The organism is Bacillus sp. Brlt_9 (assembly GCF_051948935.1).
GTDB lineage: Bacteria > Bacillota > Bacilli > Bacillales > Bacillaceae_G > Bacillus_A.
Window position 1 is genome coordinate 35089 of the sequence record NZ_JAYJLO010000011.1, and the last position, 15463, is coordinate 50551.

Consider the following 15463-nt stretch of genomic DNA (forward strand, 5'->3'; position numbering starts at 1 on the left):
ATAAAAAGCCGCCTTCTCTCTCGAATTTATGAGAAAGAAAGCGACTTTTATTCCGTATGAACGGAAAGTGAAACTGCCACTGATTAAAGTTTCGCTTTATGCTATGTTCTTGCCGAGCTTTTTATTTACGAACCCTAAAAGTAACCCGCGTATTTGTGGATCAATGGCGAGGCCGATAATGCCGTACAATATACCAGTAAGCGTTAAAGCTACTAGTGGTGGTAAGCTAATTAATATTGTACGGTATAGAACGTAACTAATTATAAATGCGAGACTATTAAATATAATTCCTTTAAATAATAGCTCGAAACCTTTACGGACAAATAAAGTAAATCCAACTAATAAAGTAACCTCAGTAAGGATAGCTGCTATAGCAGCCCCCATCATTCCAAATTTACTACCTAAGATGATGTAACTTATGATACCAACAGCCAATCCAATTCCCATTACTGTCGCACGCTTCCACTGTTGTCCAATTGTTGTTAAGTTATCGGCAAGTGGATAGTTGATAGATTGCAAAATGACCATAAAGGCTAAAATTGCAAGAGCGTCACCAGCTGGTGCATATTTTTCACCTAATAAAGTAATAATCCAAAAACTTGGATCAGCGATAAATGGAATAGCAATTCCCATACCTAAGAAGGACATAAGTTTTAATTCGAACTGAGATAGTTTTTTATGTTCATCAATATTCTTTTCATTCCCAAAAGCAAATAATTTTGGATAAAAGGCTGCTGCAATTACACCAGGTATTTGGTAAAGTACAGCAGGTATTTTATAGGCAGCCCCAAAGAATCCAACTTGCTCATTCGCTGAAACTTTTTCTAATATAATGGGACCTAACTGTGGCAAAAGCATAATGATAACGCCATTGATTGTGAAAATAAGCAGTTGATCTAATATGCCTTTATCCCAACCTTTATGAATTGTTGTATAGCGGATTGTCATGATAAAAGCAATGACTCCTGTTACAAGGCTAGATATTCCGTACATGGCAGCGACCATCATAAGTGACCATTGAAATGACATTCCTAGCAGAAGAGCGGCTGCGGCTGTCACACCTTGTAGTACAGAAATAATTGCTGTAAATTGCATACGCTCTGTTACTTGGAAATAAGCCATCCCAACACCTTGTAAAGTGGCTCCAAACATGGTTGGTAGTACGACCCAATATACCATGGCGCGTAAGTAAGCATCAGTGTAGAAGAACTGAGCGAAAATAGCGAAGAGTACAGAAATTACGATAGCTAATACTAAACGAATACGTAAATAACTACTTATTAATACGCTAATGTTAGCGTCGCTTCTCGTTCCTTCACGCATAAACGTATGTGTCAAACCTGCATCTGTAAAATAACAAATGACAGCGGAAACTGCTAATGCAACTGTAAACATCCCATACTCATCTGGTGAAACATATCTTGCAAAGAGAATGGTCGCAATAGCAAGTACAAATCGAACAGTAATATTTCCTACAAAGAGGTAGGAGGCATTTTTAAGGATTTTGTTTGTTTTCATGGAAAAAGACCTTTCTATTCGTCGGGACAGGCTTGTCCTATTTGTAAATTTAATTTGTTTACGGAATGACTGTTTAAAAGCATATTCGTTTATTTAAGAAAATAAAAATTTGATGCGTACAAACCAAAGCATCGCATATAACTTTTTGCTTCGTTTCCCATTTTTTGAATAGATTTTGCGACAATATTTCTTTATATCGCTTTTAATTAGCTGGACCTTTGATTTATCTAATTTAGGATGTCCTTTAATGTATATACAAGCATTGTTAATGACTGTATATGGGAATAGATAAGTTTCTAGGATTTCAATCAGTTCCGTAGAATCATCGGTGATTAAGTCTTTTGATTTATTATGAATCCAATCTTTCATTCGATTAAATACTTCTAATTCTTTTGTCGTTTTTAACTCATAATCTTTATAGTTTGAAGAAAGATTTCCTCCTGATAGGATTCGATAATATGTTAAATATTCATCCACATAACATACATTTGTTACACTCATTAATTTAAAAAGGAATTCTAAGTCTTCTCCCCAGCTACAACCTGGTGTGAAACGAATGTTATGATCCATTACGATAGATTTTTTGAAAATCCATGTACTTGTTTGAGCAAAAACTTGATGTGTTAAGAAAGCCTTTGTCATATTCCCTTTTACAAAGTTTGTCGTGTTTTCAACTCTTTCACCAGTCTCTTCGTAAAAGTTCATATATCCACAATAGCAGGCGTTCATATTATTTTTCTGCATGCTTGTGATTTGCTTTTCTATTTTTGTTGGATGCCATAAATCGTCACTATCAAGAAACGAAATATATTCTCCACTTGCATTTTCAATTCCTGTATTACGAGCAACGGACACGCCTTGATTTTCTTGTAAGATATATTTTATTTGTTCAGGGTATTTTTTCTTGAGATTTTTAACGATAGAAGATGATCGATCTTTACTTCCATCATCAACAATTACAATTTCAATATTTTTATATGTTTGATTCAGTATTGATTCCATCGTTTCTTCAATGTATTTTTCCGCATTATACAGCGGGACAATAACGGAAACGAGTTGAGTTTGTTCCATCATATAATTATTATCTCCTCAAATTTTTTATGTTGTACACTATATAGGCCTTTTGCAAGGAAGAAGATTACAAGAACATCTGTATAAGTTTACCGCATATAAACTTTGTAAATCAACACTATGTATTTTATAAAAAAAACCTTCCTTTTGGATTTGTAAAAAGGAAGGTAAATCAGTTATTACATACTCCAAGGTTTACTCAATGTTAATACTTCAGCCATTTCTTTACTTTTTAAACGTCCTTTTTTTCTATTTTCTGCACGCTCTGAACCAGTTGTGTGTAGCCAATGTTCTTCTTCCGTTTCAGGTAGTACCTGTGGAACAGATGAAGGTTTTCCATCTTTTAATGCAACGAATGTAATGAAACATGTTGCAGCTATTCTACGCTCGCCTGCTAATAAATTCTCAGCAATTACTTTTACGAACACTTCCATTGAAGATTTTCCTGTATAACATACGAATGCCTCGTAACAAACAGAATCTGCTTGGTGAATGGGAGTTAAAAAATCAACAGAATCGATAGATGCTGTTACGCAATGTTTACGGCTATGTCTTGCAGCTGCAATTGAAGCGATACTATCAATTTCTGCTAATAGTTTTCCTCCGAAAAGTGTTTGATGATTATTTAAATCATTTGGAAAAACACGTGTTGTTTTAATTGCTTTGGATTCTCGCATGAATTTCTTTTCCATATGGTCAGCCCCTATTTTCTGTTTTCGATCAGAATGACATGTATTGTAAGTGGAGTACAAAAATATTAAAAATCAATAGATATTTAATGAAGTAAAGAATTCCAGAAGAGGGTTAGCAAAACTTCTGTATTTGTATTCATGTAACTGAAAGAAAATTTATCATTATATAAAGTGTAGTGTAAAAGAGGATTCGCTTACATTGCAAGTGAAAAAATTAGGACCCTATATTTGTCATAGAAATTCCCTATCAGCGGTACGCCTATTCATGATAGAATCGTTTTGTTATGAATGGAAATAGAGGTGCAATGGACATATGAATCATATACAAACAAATTTTTCGTCTTTTTTCAGTAAAGTAATGATCGGTGCGATGCTCGCATTTTTTGTTTATAGTTGTTGGTCTGCGTTTGAAACAAGCAAACAATTTTTTGGAGACAGTACAACAAGTGTAACAATCGTATTGGTTATTTTTGTTATTCTCATGCTGTTAGTGGCATCGATTTTACAGTATCGTTTTACAGATAAACAATTCCTTGTTTTTCTGATTAGTGCATCTATAGTTGTGAGACTTAGTATGGTTTTATTTGTAGATATCCCGATAATCGGTGATATGAAAGCGATGTTTGAGTCTGCAAAGCAGATTGCGATTGGTAATAGTGTAGAGAATGTAGCGCAATTACCTTTTATTATTTATGAATCAATTATTATTCGTGTATTTGGCGATACAGTATTTGCATTGCAGTTATTTAATATTTTATTTTGCACAGGGACTGCATTTTTCATTTATCGTATTGCAGCAATGATTTTTGGAGAAGAATGCGGCCGTATTGCGTCTGTGTTTTACGCTTTATATATACCAAATATATTTATGAGCTCCTTATTAACAGCAGAATCGCTTGCAATATTTTTATTTTATTTGGCTTGTTACATACTTTTATATAAAGGTTTAGATCATCCTTATATGTGGGTGCTTTCAGCAATTTTATTTGCATGTAGTAATATGATTTCCCCAATGGGGTTATTTCTTCCTATTTTTATTGCTGTATATGTGTTGTTAATTGAATTCTTTCAATCAGCAATGAAGCAAAAAGTATTATTAAAGATGATAGGGATACTTATTCTATTTTATAGTGCTCATTTTGGTGTGAGTTATGGAATTCAGACAATGGGAATGGCACAATATACAATTTCAAATGAGACGTATGTTCAATCTGTTTTAATTGGAAAAGGTAAAAATGAGGAAAAAATAACTAAGAATCAAAGCGTAACAGAGCATATTGATCAAAAGCTAAAAGAAATTGAAGAAGAAAGATTTAAACTTTTAAAGCCAGTAATAAATCAATTCTCAGGTGAGGGAATACATTCTATTCTATTTAAATGTGAAAAACTTATATACATAGCGGTAACATTGTTTATGTCGATAGCTTTATTACACTTTCTTATTAAGAAACAACAAACCGAAGGATATATGTTGTTCTTATTGTTAATTAGCGGCTATGTATTGTTAAGACTCTTCCAAGTAAATATGGCATACTACAACCTTATCGTGCCAGCCTTGTTTATTTTGCAAAGCTTTGGTGTTTATATGAGTTATGTGTACTGTCAAAAAATATTCTTCCGAAAATAAAAAGAATCCAGTTTGGATTCTTTTTTTATGGAAGATGAGGGCTGAGAGTCAGCCGAGATGAAGAATCTCTACTGACATAAGCTTCACTCTATCGGTTTAATTCTAGTTGTAAACTATCAGCTGTTAGAGCCATTTGTGAGGAATCTTCTTGAATTCCTTTCATTACTTGTGAAATGGTTTCTAACTCATTTTCAATTTTTTTATTCTGTTCTTTCGAGTTAGACATATCCTTTACAATTTCTTGGAAGTATTGATCTGTTGCAGACATGCTATCCGTTCCTTCAGATACGAGGGAACTAATTTGTTTCACTGAAGAAGAGACACGAATAATTTGTTCATTTGTTTTTTCGACGAGTTTTGTAACGTTGAATATAGATTCTTTCGTTTGCTCTGATAACTTTCGAATTTCTCCAGCTACAACGGAAAAGCCTTTACCAAATTCCCCAGCTCGTGCAGATTCAATGGCAGCATTTAGCGCTAGTAAATTTGTTTGCTCTGCAATGGATTTTACAATATCTATAATTTCGTTAATTTTGTTAGAAATATCGAGAAGTTCATGAGTATCTGTAATAATCGTTTCCATGTTCGCTTGAATGTATTCCATTCGTTTATTTTGCTGATTTAATTGCTCTTTGCCTTTATTTGCTTTTTCTTCTGATGTTGTAGCTAATGATGTACCTGTTTTGGCAATTCCTACAATCGTTTCAGATTTAGCGGTTAACTGTTGAATAGAAGCGCTCGTTTTCTCAGATACAGATGCTAGTTCTGTTGCAATATGTGTAATTGTCATAGCTGTTATTTCTTTTTCTTTTTCATGTTCTTTTTGCATTCTTTCGTATTCAGATTCATAAGCAGCAAGAACAAGCTCTTGTTCAAGAGTGAATAATTTGTTTATTACGTTTATAGAATAAGAAAAATCGTCAATTGTTTTAATTTTTGTTTGTAAAATCTTCATGATAGAGCGGAATAATTCTTGATAAGCGGCAGTATACCATTTTCTATGTAACCCAATTTGTACATGTCTTTTGGCAATTCGAACACGTTGTTCAATAAAGTCTTCATGCATATCTCCGCTAAATAATTCTTTTATATGCGTTTTTAAAGTTTGCTTTAGTTTTGGAATAGAGCTATAACGTTCAATAATATTAATTAAATTAGGTTGTTTTGTAATATTGGCATAGAATTTTTCCGTAATCCAATCAATTTCTTCATAAATAAAAGGCTGTAGTACCTTTACAATTTGTAAATCTTCTCTTGAAATATGTAGCATATCCATTTGAATTTTCAGTTCAGAATTAGTAGGCACGTTAAAAGTAATTTTTTGATCCTTACTTAATTCCATTATACTGGTATTTGTTTTATTGTTATGTTTTTTAAAAACCCCAAGCATCGTTCTTCCCCCTGTTTATAAAGCGTTTTCATTTTTAAGTTCTAATATAATTATATATTTTTATATACAATTACTCTATATTAGTGTGTAGAATAGTATATAAATTAAGAGAATTCTATGTAGAATTCTCTTAATGACCCTTATTAATTTTAGCATGTGTTTTAAAGAAAACGGGGAAATGTACATTATATATGACAGTGACAACACGAATAATGAATGTTACTAGTAAACAAACATAGAAAGCTAATACGTGTGCCCCCATTGAATATGTGATTAGGAAACTAATTGCCCCTAAAATAGAAGCGATTGCGTAAATTTCTTTTCGGAATACGTAGGGGATATCTTGAGCGCAAATGTCACGCAAAATACCGCCTCCAATACCTGTAATGACTCCCATTGAAACAACTAAAAATGAGGCGTCAACATGATGTGACATTGCGGCATTTGCACCAATAGCTGTAAAAACACCTAAGCCAACAGCATCAGAAAGCATAATAACGACTTGCAGTTTATTGATACGTTCAAAAAACATACAAGTAAATAATGCTGATAATACGCTTACGAAAAAGTAAATGGGTTTAACAAATGCGACGGGAGGTAGGTTACCGATCATAATATCACGAATAATACCGCCGCCGAGCGCAGTAGCTACAGCTAAACAAAGGACACCGAATAAATCTAAATCTTTTTTTAAACCAACTAATGTACCGGAAATAGCAGCGGCGATAATGCCAAGAAACGTAAATATGTCGATTAATAACATTGCTGTAATCCCTTCCTCCTAAAGATGTTCCAGAGAAAAAATATACACTAAAGTTATGTAAATAACAATGCATTTTCGTTACATGTAGAAAAAAAGAAAAAATGAGGAAAGAAAGCGCTTGAAAATGCAAATATGCTTTTTCTATAAGGGGAGGGTTAGAGAGAAATGTGAGACGTTTAATTAAAAAATATATGTTATAATAAATATTTGAGATAAGAAAAAAATATTAACTGTATAGATTGAAATTAGGTAATAGTTATGGAGGTTCTAGATGTTAAGCGAAAATAGTAAAAGTAATAAATTTGAAAATTTTCTACTAATCTTTATTTTGTTGCAACCGATTTTAGATTTACTTACAGCGTTCTGTATCATGGTTTTAAAAATTGATACGACCATTGGAGTTATTACACGCTTATTCGTTATGTTCCTAGGCGGGATATATATTTTAATTCAAACGAAGAAACAAGGAAATATAAAATATATATTGTATATAATCTTAGTAGGAATAGTCTTCACTATCGGATTGGTAAATAACAAGCTTACAAAAAACCCTATGGTACTTACGGAAGAAATTAAGTTTATAGCAAAAGCTTTATATCCGTTTGTTATGCTTACTTGTTATGTGTTTGTATTTAAGTCTTTAAAAGAAAAAGGCCATTCAAAAATGCGTGACTATATTACGTATGCATCATTAATTATTGGAATAGTAATGGTAGCTTCGATTGCAACTGGAACAGATTACAATAATTATGAATGGTTAAAATTAGGATCACGCGGTTGGTTTTATGCAGGTAATGAGTTAGGATCTATTTTAGCCATCATGTGTCCGATTGTTATTTTATATTCAATTGAAAAAACAAAAAGTATGGGCAAAATATACTATTGGATTCCTTCTATTTTAGTTGTTTTTTCATTATTTGCAGTTGGTACGAAGGTTGGTATAGGAGCAATCTATGCAACAATGGCTATTGCAGTTGTTATGTGCTTTATTCAAGCCTTTATACAAGGTAAAAAAGGAAAGAAAAATATATATTTATTAAATGGTTTTATTGCAATGACTGTTTTTGTAGGAATCATGGCATATACACCTTTTTCACCATTTCTAAAAAATATGGGAATTCATGTTCAATTAATTGAAGAACAACAGACAGCGAAAAAGGAAGAGAAAAAGAAAGAGGAAGCTAAAGAGCATAAACCTCCTGTTACAGAAAAAGAAAAAGTGAAAGAAAAAGAAAAAGAAAAAGTTGCAGAGAAAAAAGAAGAAACGCAAGCTATTATTTTCAGTGGGCGTCAATTATTTGAGCAAATGTATAAAGATTTCTATAAAGAAGCCCCAATGTCTCAAAAATTATTAGGTATGGGTTATGCTGGTAACTATAAAGCCGAGCCGAAATTAATTGAACGTGACTTCCACGATTGGTTCTATTCTTTCGGAATCATAGGGTTCATTTTACTCGTAATTCCATTCTTATACTTCGGTATTAAATTTATTGCATGTATATTTACTAAGTTTAAAGAAATATTCACCGTCAAATATGCAATGGTAGTTGCATCGATACTTCTCGGATTAGGTATCTCATTTATAGCTGGTCATATTTTAATGTCACCTGGAGTGAGTTTCTTCTTAGTATTAATCATGGCATATTTAATAGTTGACTTGGAAATTGAATGATAGAAAAATAAAAGCTAGCATATGTTAGCTTTTATTTTGTTATAGTAAATAAAAAGAAAAAAATGGGGGATGTAAGAAATGAAAGTGTTGCATATGAATGCTGGTGCAGAAGAAGGTGGGGGGAAAACACATATTATTTCACTTTTATCTCAGTTTTCAAAGGAAGAAGTGGAATTAATGGTATTTGAAGAAGGTGCGATTGCTAGAGAAGCGAGAAACCTTGGTATTCAAGTGCATGTTTTTACCCAATCATCTCGGTACGACCTATCAATTCTTTCAAAAATAAAAGCATTTATTAATGAAAATCAATTTGACATTGTGCATACACATGGCGCACGAGCAAATTTCTATCTCTCCCTCTTGAAAAAAGGTATAAAAGCGAAATGGATAATGACTGTCCACAGTGATCCAACTTTGGATTTTATGAAGAGGGGATTAAAAGGATGGGTATTTACGAAGTTAAATTTACGTTCTTTCAGGAAGGTAGATTTGTTCTTTGCAATTACGGAGAACTTTAAGAGAAATATAATAAAACTAGGTGTACCAGAAGAGAAGATTTGTACAGTTTATAATGGGATTGAGTACGATAGTACGCCAGTAAAACCTTATAATAAGAGTGAATTTGGCATCGGTGAAGGAGTATTTACAGCCATTCAAGTAGCGCGTCTTCATCCTGTTAAAGGTCATGATATTTTATTTGAAGCGTTGCAAAAAATTAAAATTCCAAATATAAAAGTACTCTTGCTTGGTGATGGGCCTATAGAAGCAGAATTAAAAGAGATGGTGAAACAAAAAGGCTTAGAGGATAAGGTGATGTTTCTAGGTTTTCGTACAGATTCAAAAGAACTATATGCATCTGCACACATTAATTTGCTAACCTCTTATAGCGAAAGTTTCCCTCTCGTTTTATTAGAAGCAGCTAATCAACGTTTAACATCTATTGCAACAAATGTAGGTGATATGAAAAAGTTAATAGTTGATGATACGTATGGATGGATTGTACCGATTGGTGATGTAGATTCGTTAGCAAAAGCGTTAGAAAATGCTTACGAAAAATGGTTGAATGGTGAATTAGAAGCGATGGGAAATCGTTTATATACTCACGCATCTACTCATTTCTCGCTAAAGAATTTGTATGAAGATACTTATAATGCATATAAAAAACTTTTACTGAAATAGAGAGGATAGTTAAACATGGAAGTAAAAACGGTTGATATTCTAGGTGTTCCTTTTTCTACAATGACAATGGATGAAACAATCCAGTATTTGAAGGCTCAACTAGAATTGGAGCGAACGCATACTTTTCAGGTAGTAACGGCAAATCCTGAAATTGTTATGTGTGCAAAAAAGGATGAAGCATTCCATCAAACATTATTAAATGCAGATTTAATTACACCTGATGGTATTGGAGTTGTAAAAGCAAGTGGTATGTTAGGTACACCTGTAAAGGAACGTGTAGCAGGTTTTGATTTAATGTGTAATTTATTTGCGAAGCTATCAGAAGAGAATAAACCAGTATCTGTTTTCTTACTTGGTGCAAAACCACATGTTGTACAAGCTGCAGCAGATCATTTAACGAAGACGTATTCAGCTGTATCTATTGTGGGTATACAAGATGGGTATTTTAAACAAGAAGAAGAAGAGAATATTGTTTCTCGTATTCAAGAAGCAAAGCCAGACTTATTACTTGTCGCACTTGGTTTCCCAAGACAAGAGAACTTTATCCAAACTAATAGGCATCGCTTAGAAACAAAAATGGCTGTTGGAGTGGGTGGAAGTTTAGACGTATGGGCTGGAGAGGTAAAACGCGCACCCAAATGGATTCAAGCGATCCATTTAGAGTGGTTTTATAGATTGTGCAGTAATCCAACGCGCTGGCGTCGTCAGTTAGTATTAGCGGAATTTTTAAAAGAAGTCATGCGTTCAAAAAAGTAGCGTCCTATCGCTACTTTTTTATTTAGCCATTTTTAATAAAGTGAGGCTTTGTTCTAGCTGAATTTTGAGGTAGGAGTCTTATTGCCCTAAGGTAGTGGGATAAGTATTTTATTTTTCGGGAATGATGAAGGAGAATTTTTTACACGAAAGTATTTTACTTATACAATTCACACATGTAAAATGATGTGTAAAGACAGCTGTGTAAGGAGGACTTCATGTGGGCAAGGTGAAAGAAATTTCGAAGCGAAAGCTACTTGGTATAGCCGGGCTTGGATGGCTATTTGACGCAATGGATGTTGGAATGCTTTCATTCGTAATGGTAGCATTGCAAAAAGATTGGGGATTAAGTACGCAAGAAATGGGCTGGATAGGCAGCATTAATTCAATTGGTATGGCAGTTGGAGCGCTCGTTTTTGGAATACTATCAGATAAAATAGGACGGAAATCAGTCTTTATTATTACATTATTACTATTTTCTATCGGTAGTGGTTTAACTGCTTTAACGACGACACTTGCGATGTTCCTTGTGTTACGATTTTTAATTGGTATGGGGCTTGGCGGAGAGCTTCCGGTTGCTTCTACATTAGTATCAGAGAGCGTTGAAGCGCATGAACGTGGCAAAATAGTTGTGCTATTAGAAAGTTTTTGGGCAGGTGGATGGCTAATTGCAGCTCTTATCTCGTATTTTGTTATTCCGAAATATGGTTGGGAAGTTGCGATGATATTGAGTGCGGTTCCGGCACTATATGCTTTATATTTAAGATGGAATTTACCGGATTCTCCGAGATTCCAAAAGGTTGAAAAAAGACCGTCCGTTATCGAAAATATAAAATCAGTTTGGTCTGGGGAATACCGTAAGGCAACAATTATGTTATGGATTCTATGGTTTTCTGTTGTCTTTTCCTATTATGGAATGTTCCTTTGGTTACCTAGTGTAATGGTATTAAAAGGGTTTAGTTTAATAAAAAGTTTTCAATACGTACTTATTATGACGTTAGCTCAATTGCCAGGGTATTTCACAGCTGCTTGGTTTATTGAACGTCTTGGTCGGAAGTTTGTTTTAGTTACGTATTTAATCGGTACAGCGTGCAGTGCTTACTTGTTTGGAGTGGCAGAGTCATTAATAGTATTAATCGTAGCAGGTATGTTACTATCCTTCTTTAATTTAGGTGCTTGGGGTGCATTATACGCCTATACACCTGAACAGTATCCGACAGTTATTCGTGGTACAGGTGCAGGGATGGCAGCAGCATTTGGTCGTATTGGTGGTATTCTTGGGCCGCTATTAGTAGGATATTTAGTTGCTTCACAGGCTTCACTATCACTAATATTTACGATTTTCTGTGGATCAATTTTAATTGGTGTATTTGCTGTCATTCTACTTGGACAAGAAACGAAACAACGAGAATTAGTATAAGGTAAAACTTGAATCAGTGAGAGATTTATTCCCGCGCTGATTATGGGTTCTTACCAATAGCGGAATAAAAGGGCAGGGGGAACCGTGAAGGTTTCCTTTTTTCTGTTTTTTTAGATAAATAATGGTATAGTAAGAAAAAGGGAATGTTCTTTATAAAAGCGAATGTATACAACAGGACATACGGACAAAAGAATTAGGTGGTTGAAGAAATGAAAATTTTACTAATCATGGAAGAAGCAGAAGAGCGAAGAAGTTTAGCTGAAAAATTCACTGAAAATATAAGGAATGTAGAATGTTTTGAAGCAAATACAGGAACAGAATCATTATTTCTCATGAAAAAGCATACACCGGATTTTGTTTTTTTAAATTCAAAATTACTAGATGGAACAGGTTTTGAATATGCAAGTTTATTACGTGAAGTAAATTGTTATACGAAATTTATTTTTATGGGTGAAGATATCGAAGAGTCCATTATGGCATTTCGTTTTCAAGCATTTTATTATTTACTACGCCCGTTTCGCGAAGAAGATTTGCAATTCCTTTTATATAGAATGGGTAAAGAGCAAGGCGCAAAAGCAAAGAGTTATTTACGAAAACTACCGATAGAAGGTCAAGAGGGGATTCGGTATATTTTCCCTGAAGATATTGTATATGTAAGCAAAAATAAGGAGAACAAAACGGTTTCAATTTATACAACAAATAATCAGTATATTTCAACATATACACTTCAGGAGCTGGAAAATAAGCTGAATGCATATGATTTTTTACGCGTGCATAAAAGCTATTTAATTAATATGTCATATGTACAAGAACTAAAACCTTATTATAATGGCACATATAATTTGTATTTAGATAAATATGATGAGCAACCGATTCCAGTTAGTCGTAATTATGTGAAAAAACTCCGAAATAAAATTGAATTGTAGCAGATAACGCGAAATTTTTAACATGATAAACTAAAAATCCTTCATGATAGGGAGGATTCAAGTTAAATATTCAGAAAATTTAGTACAATCCCACTAAGAAATAGTATTGGGGGGATTGTATGTGAAAACATTGAAGTCGATTTTACTTTGGGGAGTTATTGCAGCAGTAGGAGCAGGTGCTTTTGGTGTAATAGCTTTATCGCAAGGTGAAACTATTAATGCCGTGTGGCTCTTAGTAGCTGCGGTATGTGTGTATGCAGTTGCTTATCGCTTTTATAGTAGATTTATAGCGAGAAAGGTATTTGGTTTAGATAATAATCGGCAAACGCCAGCCCATACATTAAACGATGGAAAAGATTATGTTCCGACAAATAAGTGGGTATTATTTGGCCACCATTTTGCAGCAATTGCTGGAGCAGGCCCTTTAGTAGGGCCGATTTTGGCGGCACAAATGGGATATTTACCAGGGACAATATGGATTATTGTTGGTGTAGTTGTCGCTGGAGCTGTGCAAGATTTTGTAATTTTATTTGCTTCGATGAGACGAAATGGTAAATCTTTAGGAGAAATGATTAAAGATGAAATCGGTCCTGTTACAGGGCTTATTGCAATGATAGGTATTTTAGGTATTATGATTATTTTATTAGCGGTATTAGCATTAGTAGTAGTAAAGGCGCTTGTCGGAAGCCCTTGGGGAATGTTTACAATAGCAGCGACAATTCCTATCGCTATTTTAATGGGAGTGTATATGCGCTACATTAGGCCAGGACGGGTTGGTGAAGGATCAGCAATCGGAATTATTCTACTTATATTGTCTCTTATCGGAGGACAATATGTAGCAGAACATCCAACACTTGCAAGTATGTTCACATTTAGTGGTGAAACAATTGCTATTATGCTTATTGTATATGGATTTATCGCATCAGCATTGCCGGTTTGGATGCTTTTAGCACCGCGTGACTATTTAAGTACATTTTTAAAAGTCGGAACAATTGTAGGGTTAGCGGTCGGTATTTTAATTGTAGCGCCAGATTTACAAATGCCAGCAGTTTCGAAATTTATCGATGGAACTGGTCCAGTATTCTCCGGAAACTTATTCCCGTTCTTATTTATTACAATTGCTTGTGGTGCGGTGTCTGGATTCCATGCTCTCGTTTCATCAGGTACGACGCCAAAGATGATTGAACAAGAGGGACACGCACAGCCAATCGGTTACGGAGCAATGTTAATGGAATCATTTGTAGCGGCAATGGCGATGATTGCAGCTTGTGTATTAACACCAGGCACTTATTTTGCAATTAATAGTCCAGCAGCGCTTATCGGTACGGATGTCTCGCAGGCAGCTCAAGTTATTTCTTCATGGGGATTTGCTATTACACCAAATGAACTAAAAGATCTCGCTGTAAACGTTGGTGAGCAAACGATTTTATCGCGTACAGGTGGTGCGCCAACGTTAGCGATAGGTATGGCATATATTTTCTCACAAGTAATAGGTGGAACGGCCATGATGGCATTTTGGTATCATTTTGCAATCCTCTTTGAAGCGCTATTCATTTTAACAACAATTGATGCCGGAACGCGTGTAGGCCGATTTATGATTCAAGATATTTTAGGGCATGTATATAAGCCATTTGGAAAAACCGATTCTACATTAGCAAATGTAATAGCTACAACGTTATGCGTATTAGGATGGGGCTATTTCTTATACCAGGGGGTAGTTGATCCGCTTGGTGGAATTAATACATTATGGCCACTTTTCGGTATTGCAAACCAAATGTTAGCAGGTATTGCCTTATTACTTGGAACGACAATTTTGTTCAAAATGGGGAAAAAGGCATATGTTTGGGTGACGCTTATTCCGACTGTCGGATTGCTTATTGTAACGATGACGGCGGGTTATCAAAAGCTATTTCATGAAAATCCTAAAATAGGATTTCTATCTCATGCAAAGGTATTTCAGGGAGCATTAGATGAAGGAAAAGTGTTAGCACCAGCTAAAAATGTCGCTCAAATGAAACAAATTATTTTTAATGATTATATTGATGCAGCGCTTTGCGGGATTTTTATGATTGTTGTAATTGCTGTATTAATTTCTGCAATTCGAATTTGGATTCAAGTGTTAAGAAATAAGCCGATGCCACTAAAAGAGGCACCATATATACCTAGAGATGAAAGTGAGTCGAGGAACTATGCTTAAAAAATTGCGGCAAGTATGGGGACAAAGAAAACACTTTATTAGTTTACTCGTTGGAGTACCAAGCTATGAAACATATGTAGAGCATATGAAAAAGCATCATCCAGAAGAAGAAGTTGTATGTCAAAAACAGTTTTTTGCAGAAGCGCAAGAAGCTAGGTTTAATGCAAAGGGTGGAAAGATATCGCGCTGTTGTTAGTGAAAAGGACGAATTTTCGTCCTTTTTATTTTTTTTGCTGTTTCACGTGGAACAGCAAA

The 15463-nt window shown here is 34.4% G+C and carries 13 protein-coding genes and 1 pseudogene; 8 read left to right on the plus strand and 6 right to left on the minus strand.

Annotated features, from left to right (window positions below; translation table 11 throughout):
- Positions 1-96 precede the first annotated feature (96 nt).
- From VF726_RS27250 to VF726_RS27260, 3 genes are all read right to left on the minus strand, one after another.
- Positions 97-1518 carry a flippase gene (locus VF726_RS27250; RefSeq protein WP_440173345.1) on the minus strand — a complete coding sequence of 474 codons (1422 nt, stop codon included), beginning with the start codon at positions 1516-1518 and terminating at the stop codon, positions 97-99.
- 93 nt (positions 1519-1611) lie between these two features.
- Complete coding sequence (locus VF726_RS27255; protein ID WP_440173347.1) at positions 1612-2592, minus strand: glycosyltransferase family 2 protein; 981 nt, start codon at positions 2590-2592, stop codon at positions 1612-1614.
- A gap of 176 nt (positions 2593-2768) precedes the next feature.
- Entirely contained in the window at positions 2769-3281 is a 513-nt protein-coding gene (locus tag VF726_RS27260) for an acyl-CoA thioesterase (RefSeq protein ID WP_048527968.1), read from the minus strand.
- A 313-nt stretch (positions 3282-3594) separates the two neighbouring features.
- Here VF726_RS27260 and VF726_RS27265 point away from each other — a divergent pair, with 313 nt between their 5' ends.
- Positions 3595-4908 carry an ArnT family glycosyltransferase gene (locus VF726_RS27265; RefSeq protein ID WP_440173348.1) on the plus strand — a complete coding sequence of 438 codons (1314 nt, stop codon included), beginning with the start codon at positions 3595-3597 and terminating at the stop codon, positions 4906-4908.
- 88 nt (positions 4909-4996) lie between these two features.
- Here the strand turns inward: VF726_RS27265 and VF726_RS27270 are convergent, their stop codons facing one another.
- The 3 genes and pseudogenes from VF726_RS27270 to VF726_RS27280 form a co-directional block, all read right to left on the minus strand.
- Complete coding sequence (locus VF726_RS27270) at positions 4997-5737, minus strand: methyl-accepting chemotaxis protein (RefSeq protein ID WP_429607255.1); 741 nt, start codon at positions 5735-5737, stop codon at positions 4997-4999.
- Between the two features lie 63 nt (positions 5738-5800).
- A pseudogene (locus tag VF726_RS27275) lies at positions 5801-6298 on the minus strand (protoglobin family protein); the annotation flags it as partial.
- A 130-nt stretch (positions 6299-6428) separates the two neighbouring features.
- Positions 6429-7061, minus strand: coding sequence for a trimeric intracellular cation channel family protein (locus VF726_RS27280; protein WP_429607155.1), 633 nt, complete (start codon positions 7059-7061; stop codon positions 6429-6431).
- A 271-nt stretch (positions 7062-7332) separates the two neighbouring features.
- Here VF726_RS27280 and VF726_RS27285 point away from each other — a divergent pair, with 271 nt between their 5' ends.
- The 7 genes from VF726_RS27285 (at position 7333) to VF726_RS27315 (ending at position 15404) form a co-directional block, all read left to right on the plus strand.
- Positions 7333-8733 carry an O-antigen ligase family protein gene (locus VF726_RS27285; protein ID WP_440173351.1) on the plus strand — a complete coding sequence of 467 codons (1401 nt, stop codon included), beginning with the start codon at positions 7333-7335 and terminating at the stop codon, positions 8731-8733.
- Between the two features lie 78 nt (positions 8734-8811).
- Positions 8812-9912, plus strand: a complete 1101-nt coding sequence (locus VF726_RS27290; RefSeq protein ID WP_440173353.1) for a glycosyltransferase family 4 protein — start codon at positions 8812-8814, stop codon at positions 9910-9912.
- A gap of 15 nt (positions 9913-9927) precedes the next feature.
- Positions 9928-10668 carry a WecB/TagA/CpsF family glycosyltransferase gene (locus VF726_RS27295; protein WP_166704412.1) on the plus strand — a complete coding sequence of 247 codons (741 nt, stop codon included), beginning with the start codon at positions 9928-9930 and terminating at the stop codon, positions 10666-10668.
- Positions 10669-10885: 217 nt separating this feature from the next.
- Positions 10886-12085 (plus strand): MFS transporter, encoded by a 1200-nt coding sequence (locus tag VF726_RS27300; RefSeq protein ID WP_440173354.1) that lies wholly within the window; start codon positions 10886-10888, stop codon positions 12083-12085.
- Positions 12086-12294: 209 nt separating this feature from the next.
- Positions 12295-13011: a LytR/AlgR family response regulator transcription factor gene (locus VF726_RS27305; protein ID WP_440173356.1), complete on the plus strand. Its 717-nt coding sequence runs from the start codon at positions 12295-12297 to the stop codon at positions 13009-13011.
- A gap of 121 nt (positions 13012-13132) precedes the next feature.
- Complete coding sequence (cstA, locus tag VF726_RS27310) at positions 13133-15208, plus strand: carbon starvation protein CstA (protein ID WP_440173358.1); 2076 nt, start codon at positions 13133-13135, stop codon at positions 15206-15208.
- Entirely contained in the window at positions 15201-15404 is a 204-nt protein-coding gene (locus tag VF726_RS27315) for a YbdD/YjiX family protein (RefSeq protein ID WP_016085393.1), read from the plus strand. Before cstA ends, VF726_RS27315 begins: the two co-directional genes overlap by 8 nt.
- Positions 15405-15463 lie beyond the last annotated feature (59 nt).

Excerpts from the sequence above, each read along its gene's own strand:
- VF726_RS27295 (WP_166704412.1), top strand. The coding sequence starts at position 9,928 with ATGGAAGTAAAAACGGTTGATATTCTAGGTGTTCCTTTTTCTACAATG.
- VF726_RS27315 (WP_016085393.1), top strand. The coding sequence starts at position 15,201 with ATGCTTAAAAAATTGCGGCAAGTATGGGGACAAAGAAAACACTTTATT.
- VF726_RS27260 (WP_048527968.1), bottom strand. The coding sequence starts at position 3,281 with ATGGAAAAGAAATTCATGCGAGAATCCAAAGCAATTAAAACAACACGT.
- VF726_RS27280 (WP_429607155.1), bottom strand. The coding sequence starts at position 7,061 with ATGTTATTAATCGACATATTTACGTTTCTTGGCATTATCGCCGCTGCT.
- VF726_RS27285 (WP_440173351.1), top strand. The coding sequence starts at position 7,333 with ATGTTAAGCGAAAATAGTAAAAGTAATAAATTTGAAAATTTTCTACTA.
- VF726_RS27255 (WP_440173347.1), bottom strand. The coding sequence starts at position 2,592 with ATGATGGAACAAACTCAACTCGTTTCCGTTATTGTCCCGCTGTATAAT.
- VF726_RS27305 (WP_440173356.1), top strand. The coding sequence starts at position 12,295 with ATGAAAATTTTACTAATCATGGAAGAAGCAGAAGAGCGAAGAAGTTTA.
- VF726_RS27270 (WP_429607255.1), bottom strand. The coding sequence starts at position 5,737 with ATGCAAAAAGAACATGAAAAAGAAAAAGAAATAACAGCTATGACAATT.
- VF726_RS27265 (WP_440173348.1), top strand. The coding sequence starts at position 3,595 with ATGAATCATATACAAACAAATTTTTCGTCTTTTTTCAGTAAAGTAATG.
- VF726_RS27250 (WP_440173345.1), bottom strand. The coding sequence starts at position 1,518 with ATGAAAACAAACAAAATCCTTAAAAATGCCTCCTACCTCTTTGTAGGA.
- VF726_RS27290 (WP_440173353.1), top strand. The coding sequence starts at position 8,812 with ATGAAAGTGTTGCATATGAATGCTGGTGCAGAAGAAGGTGGGGGGAAA.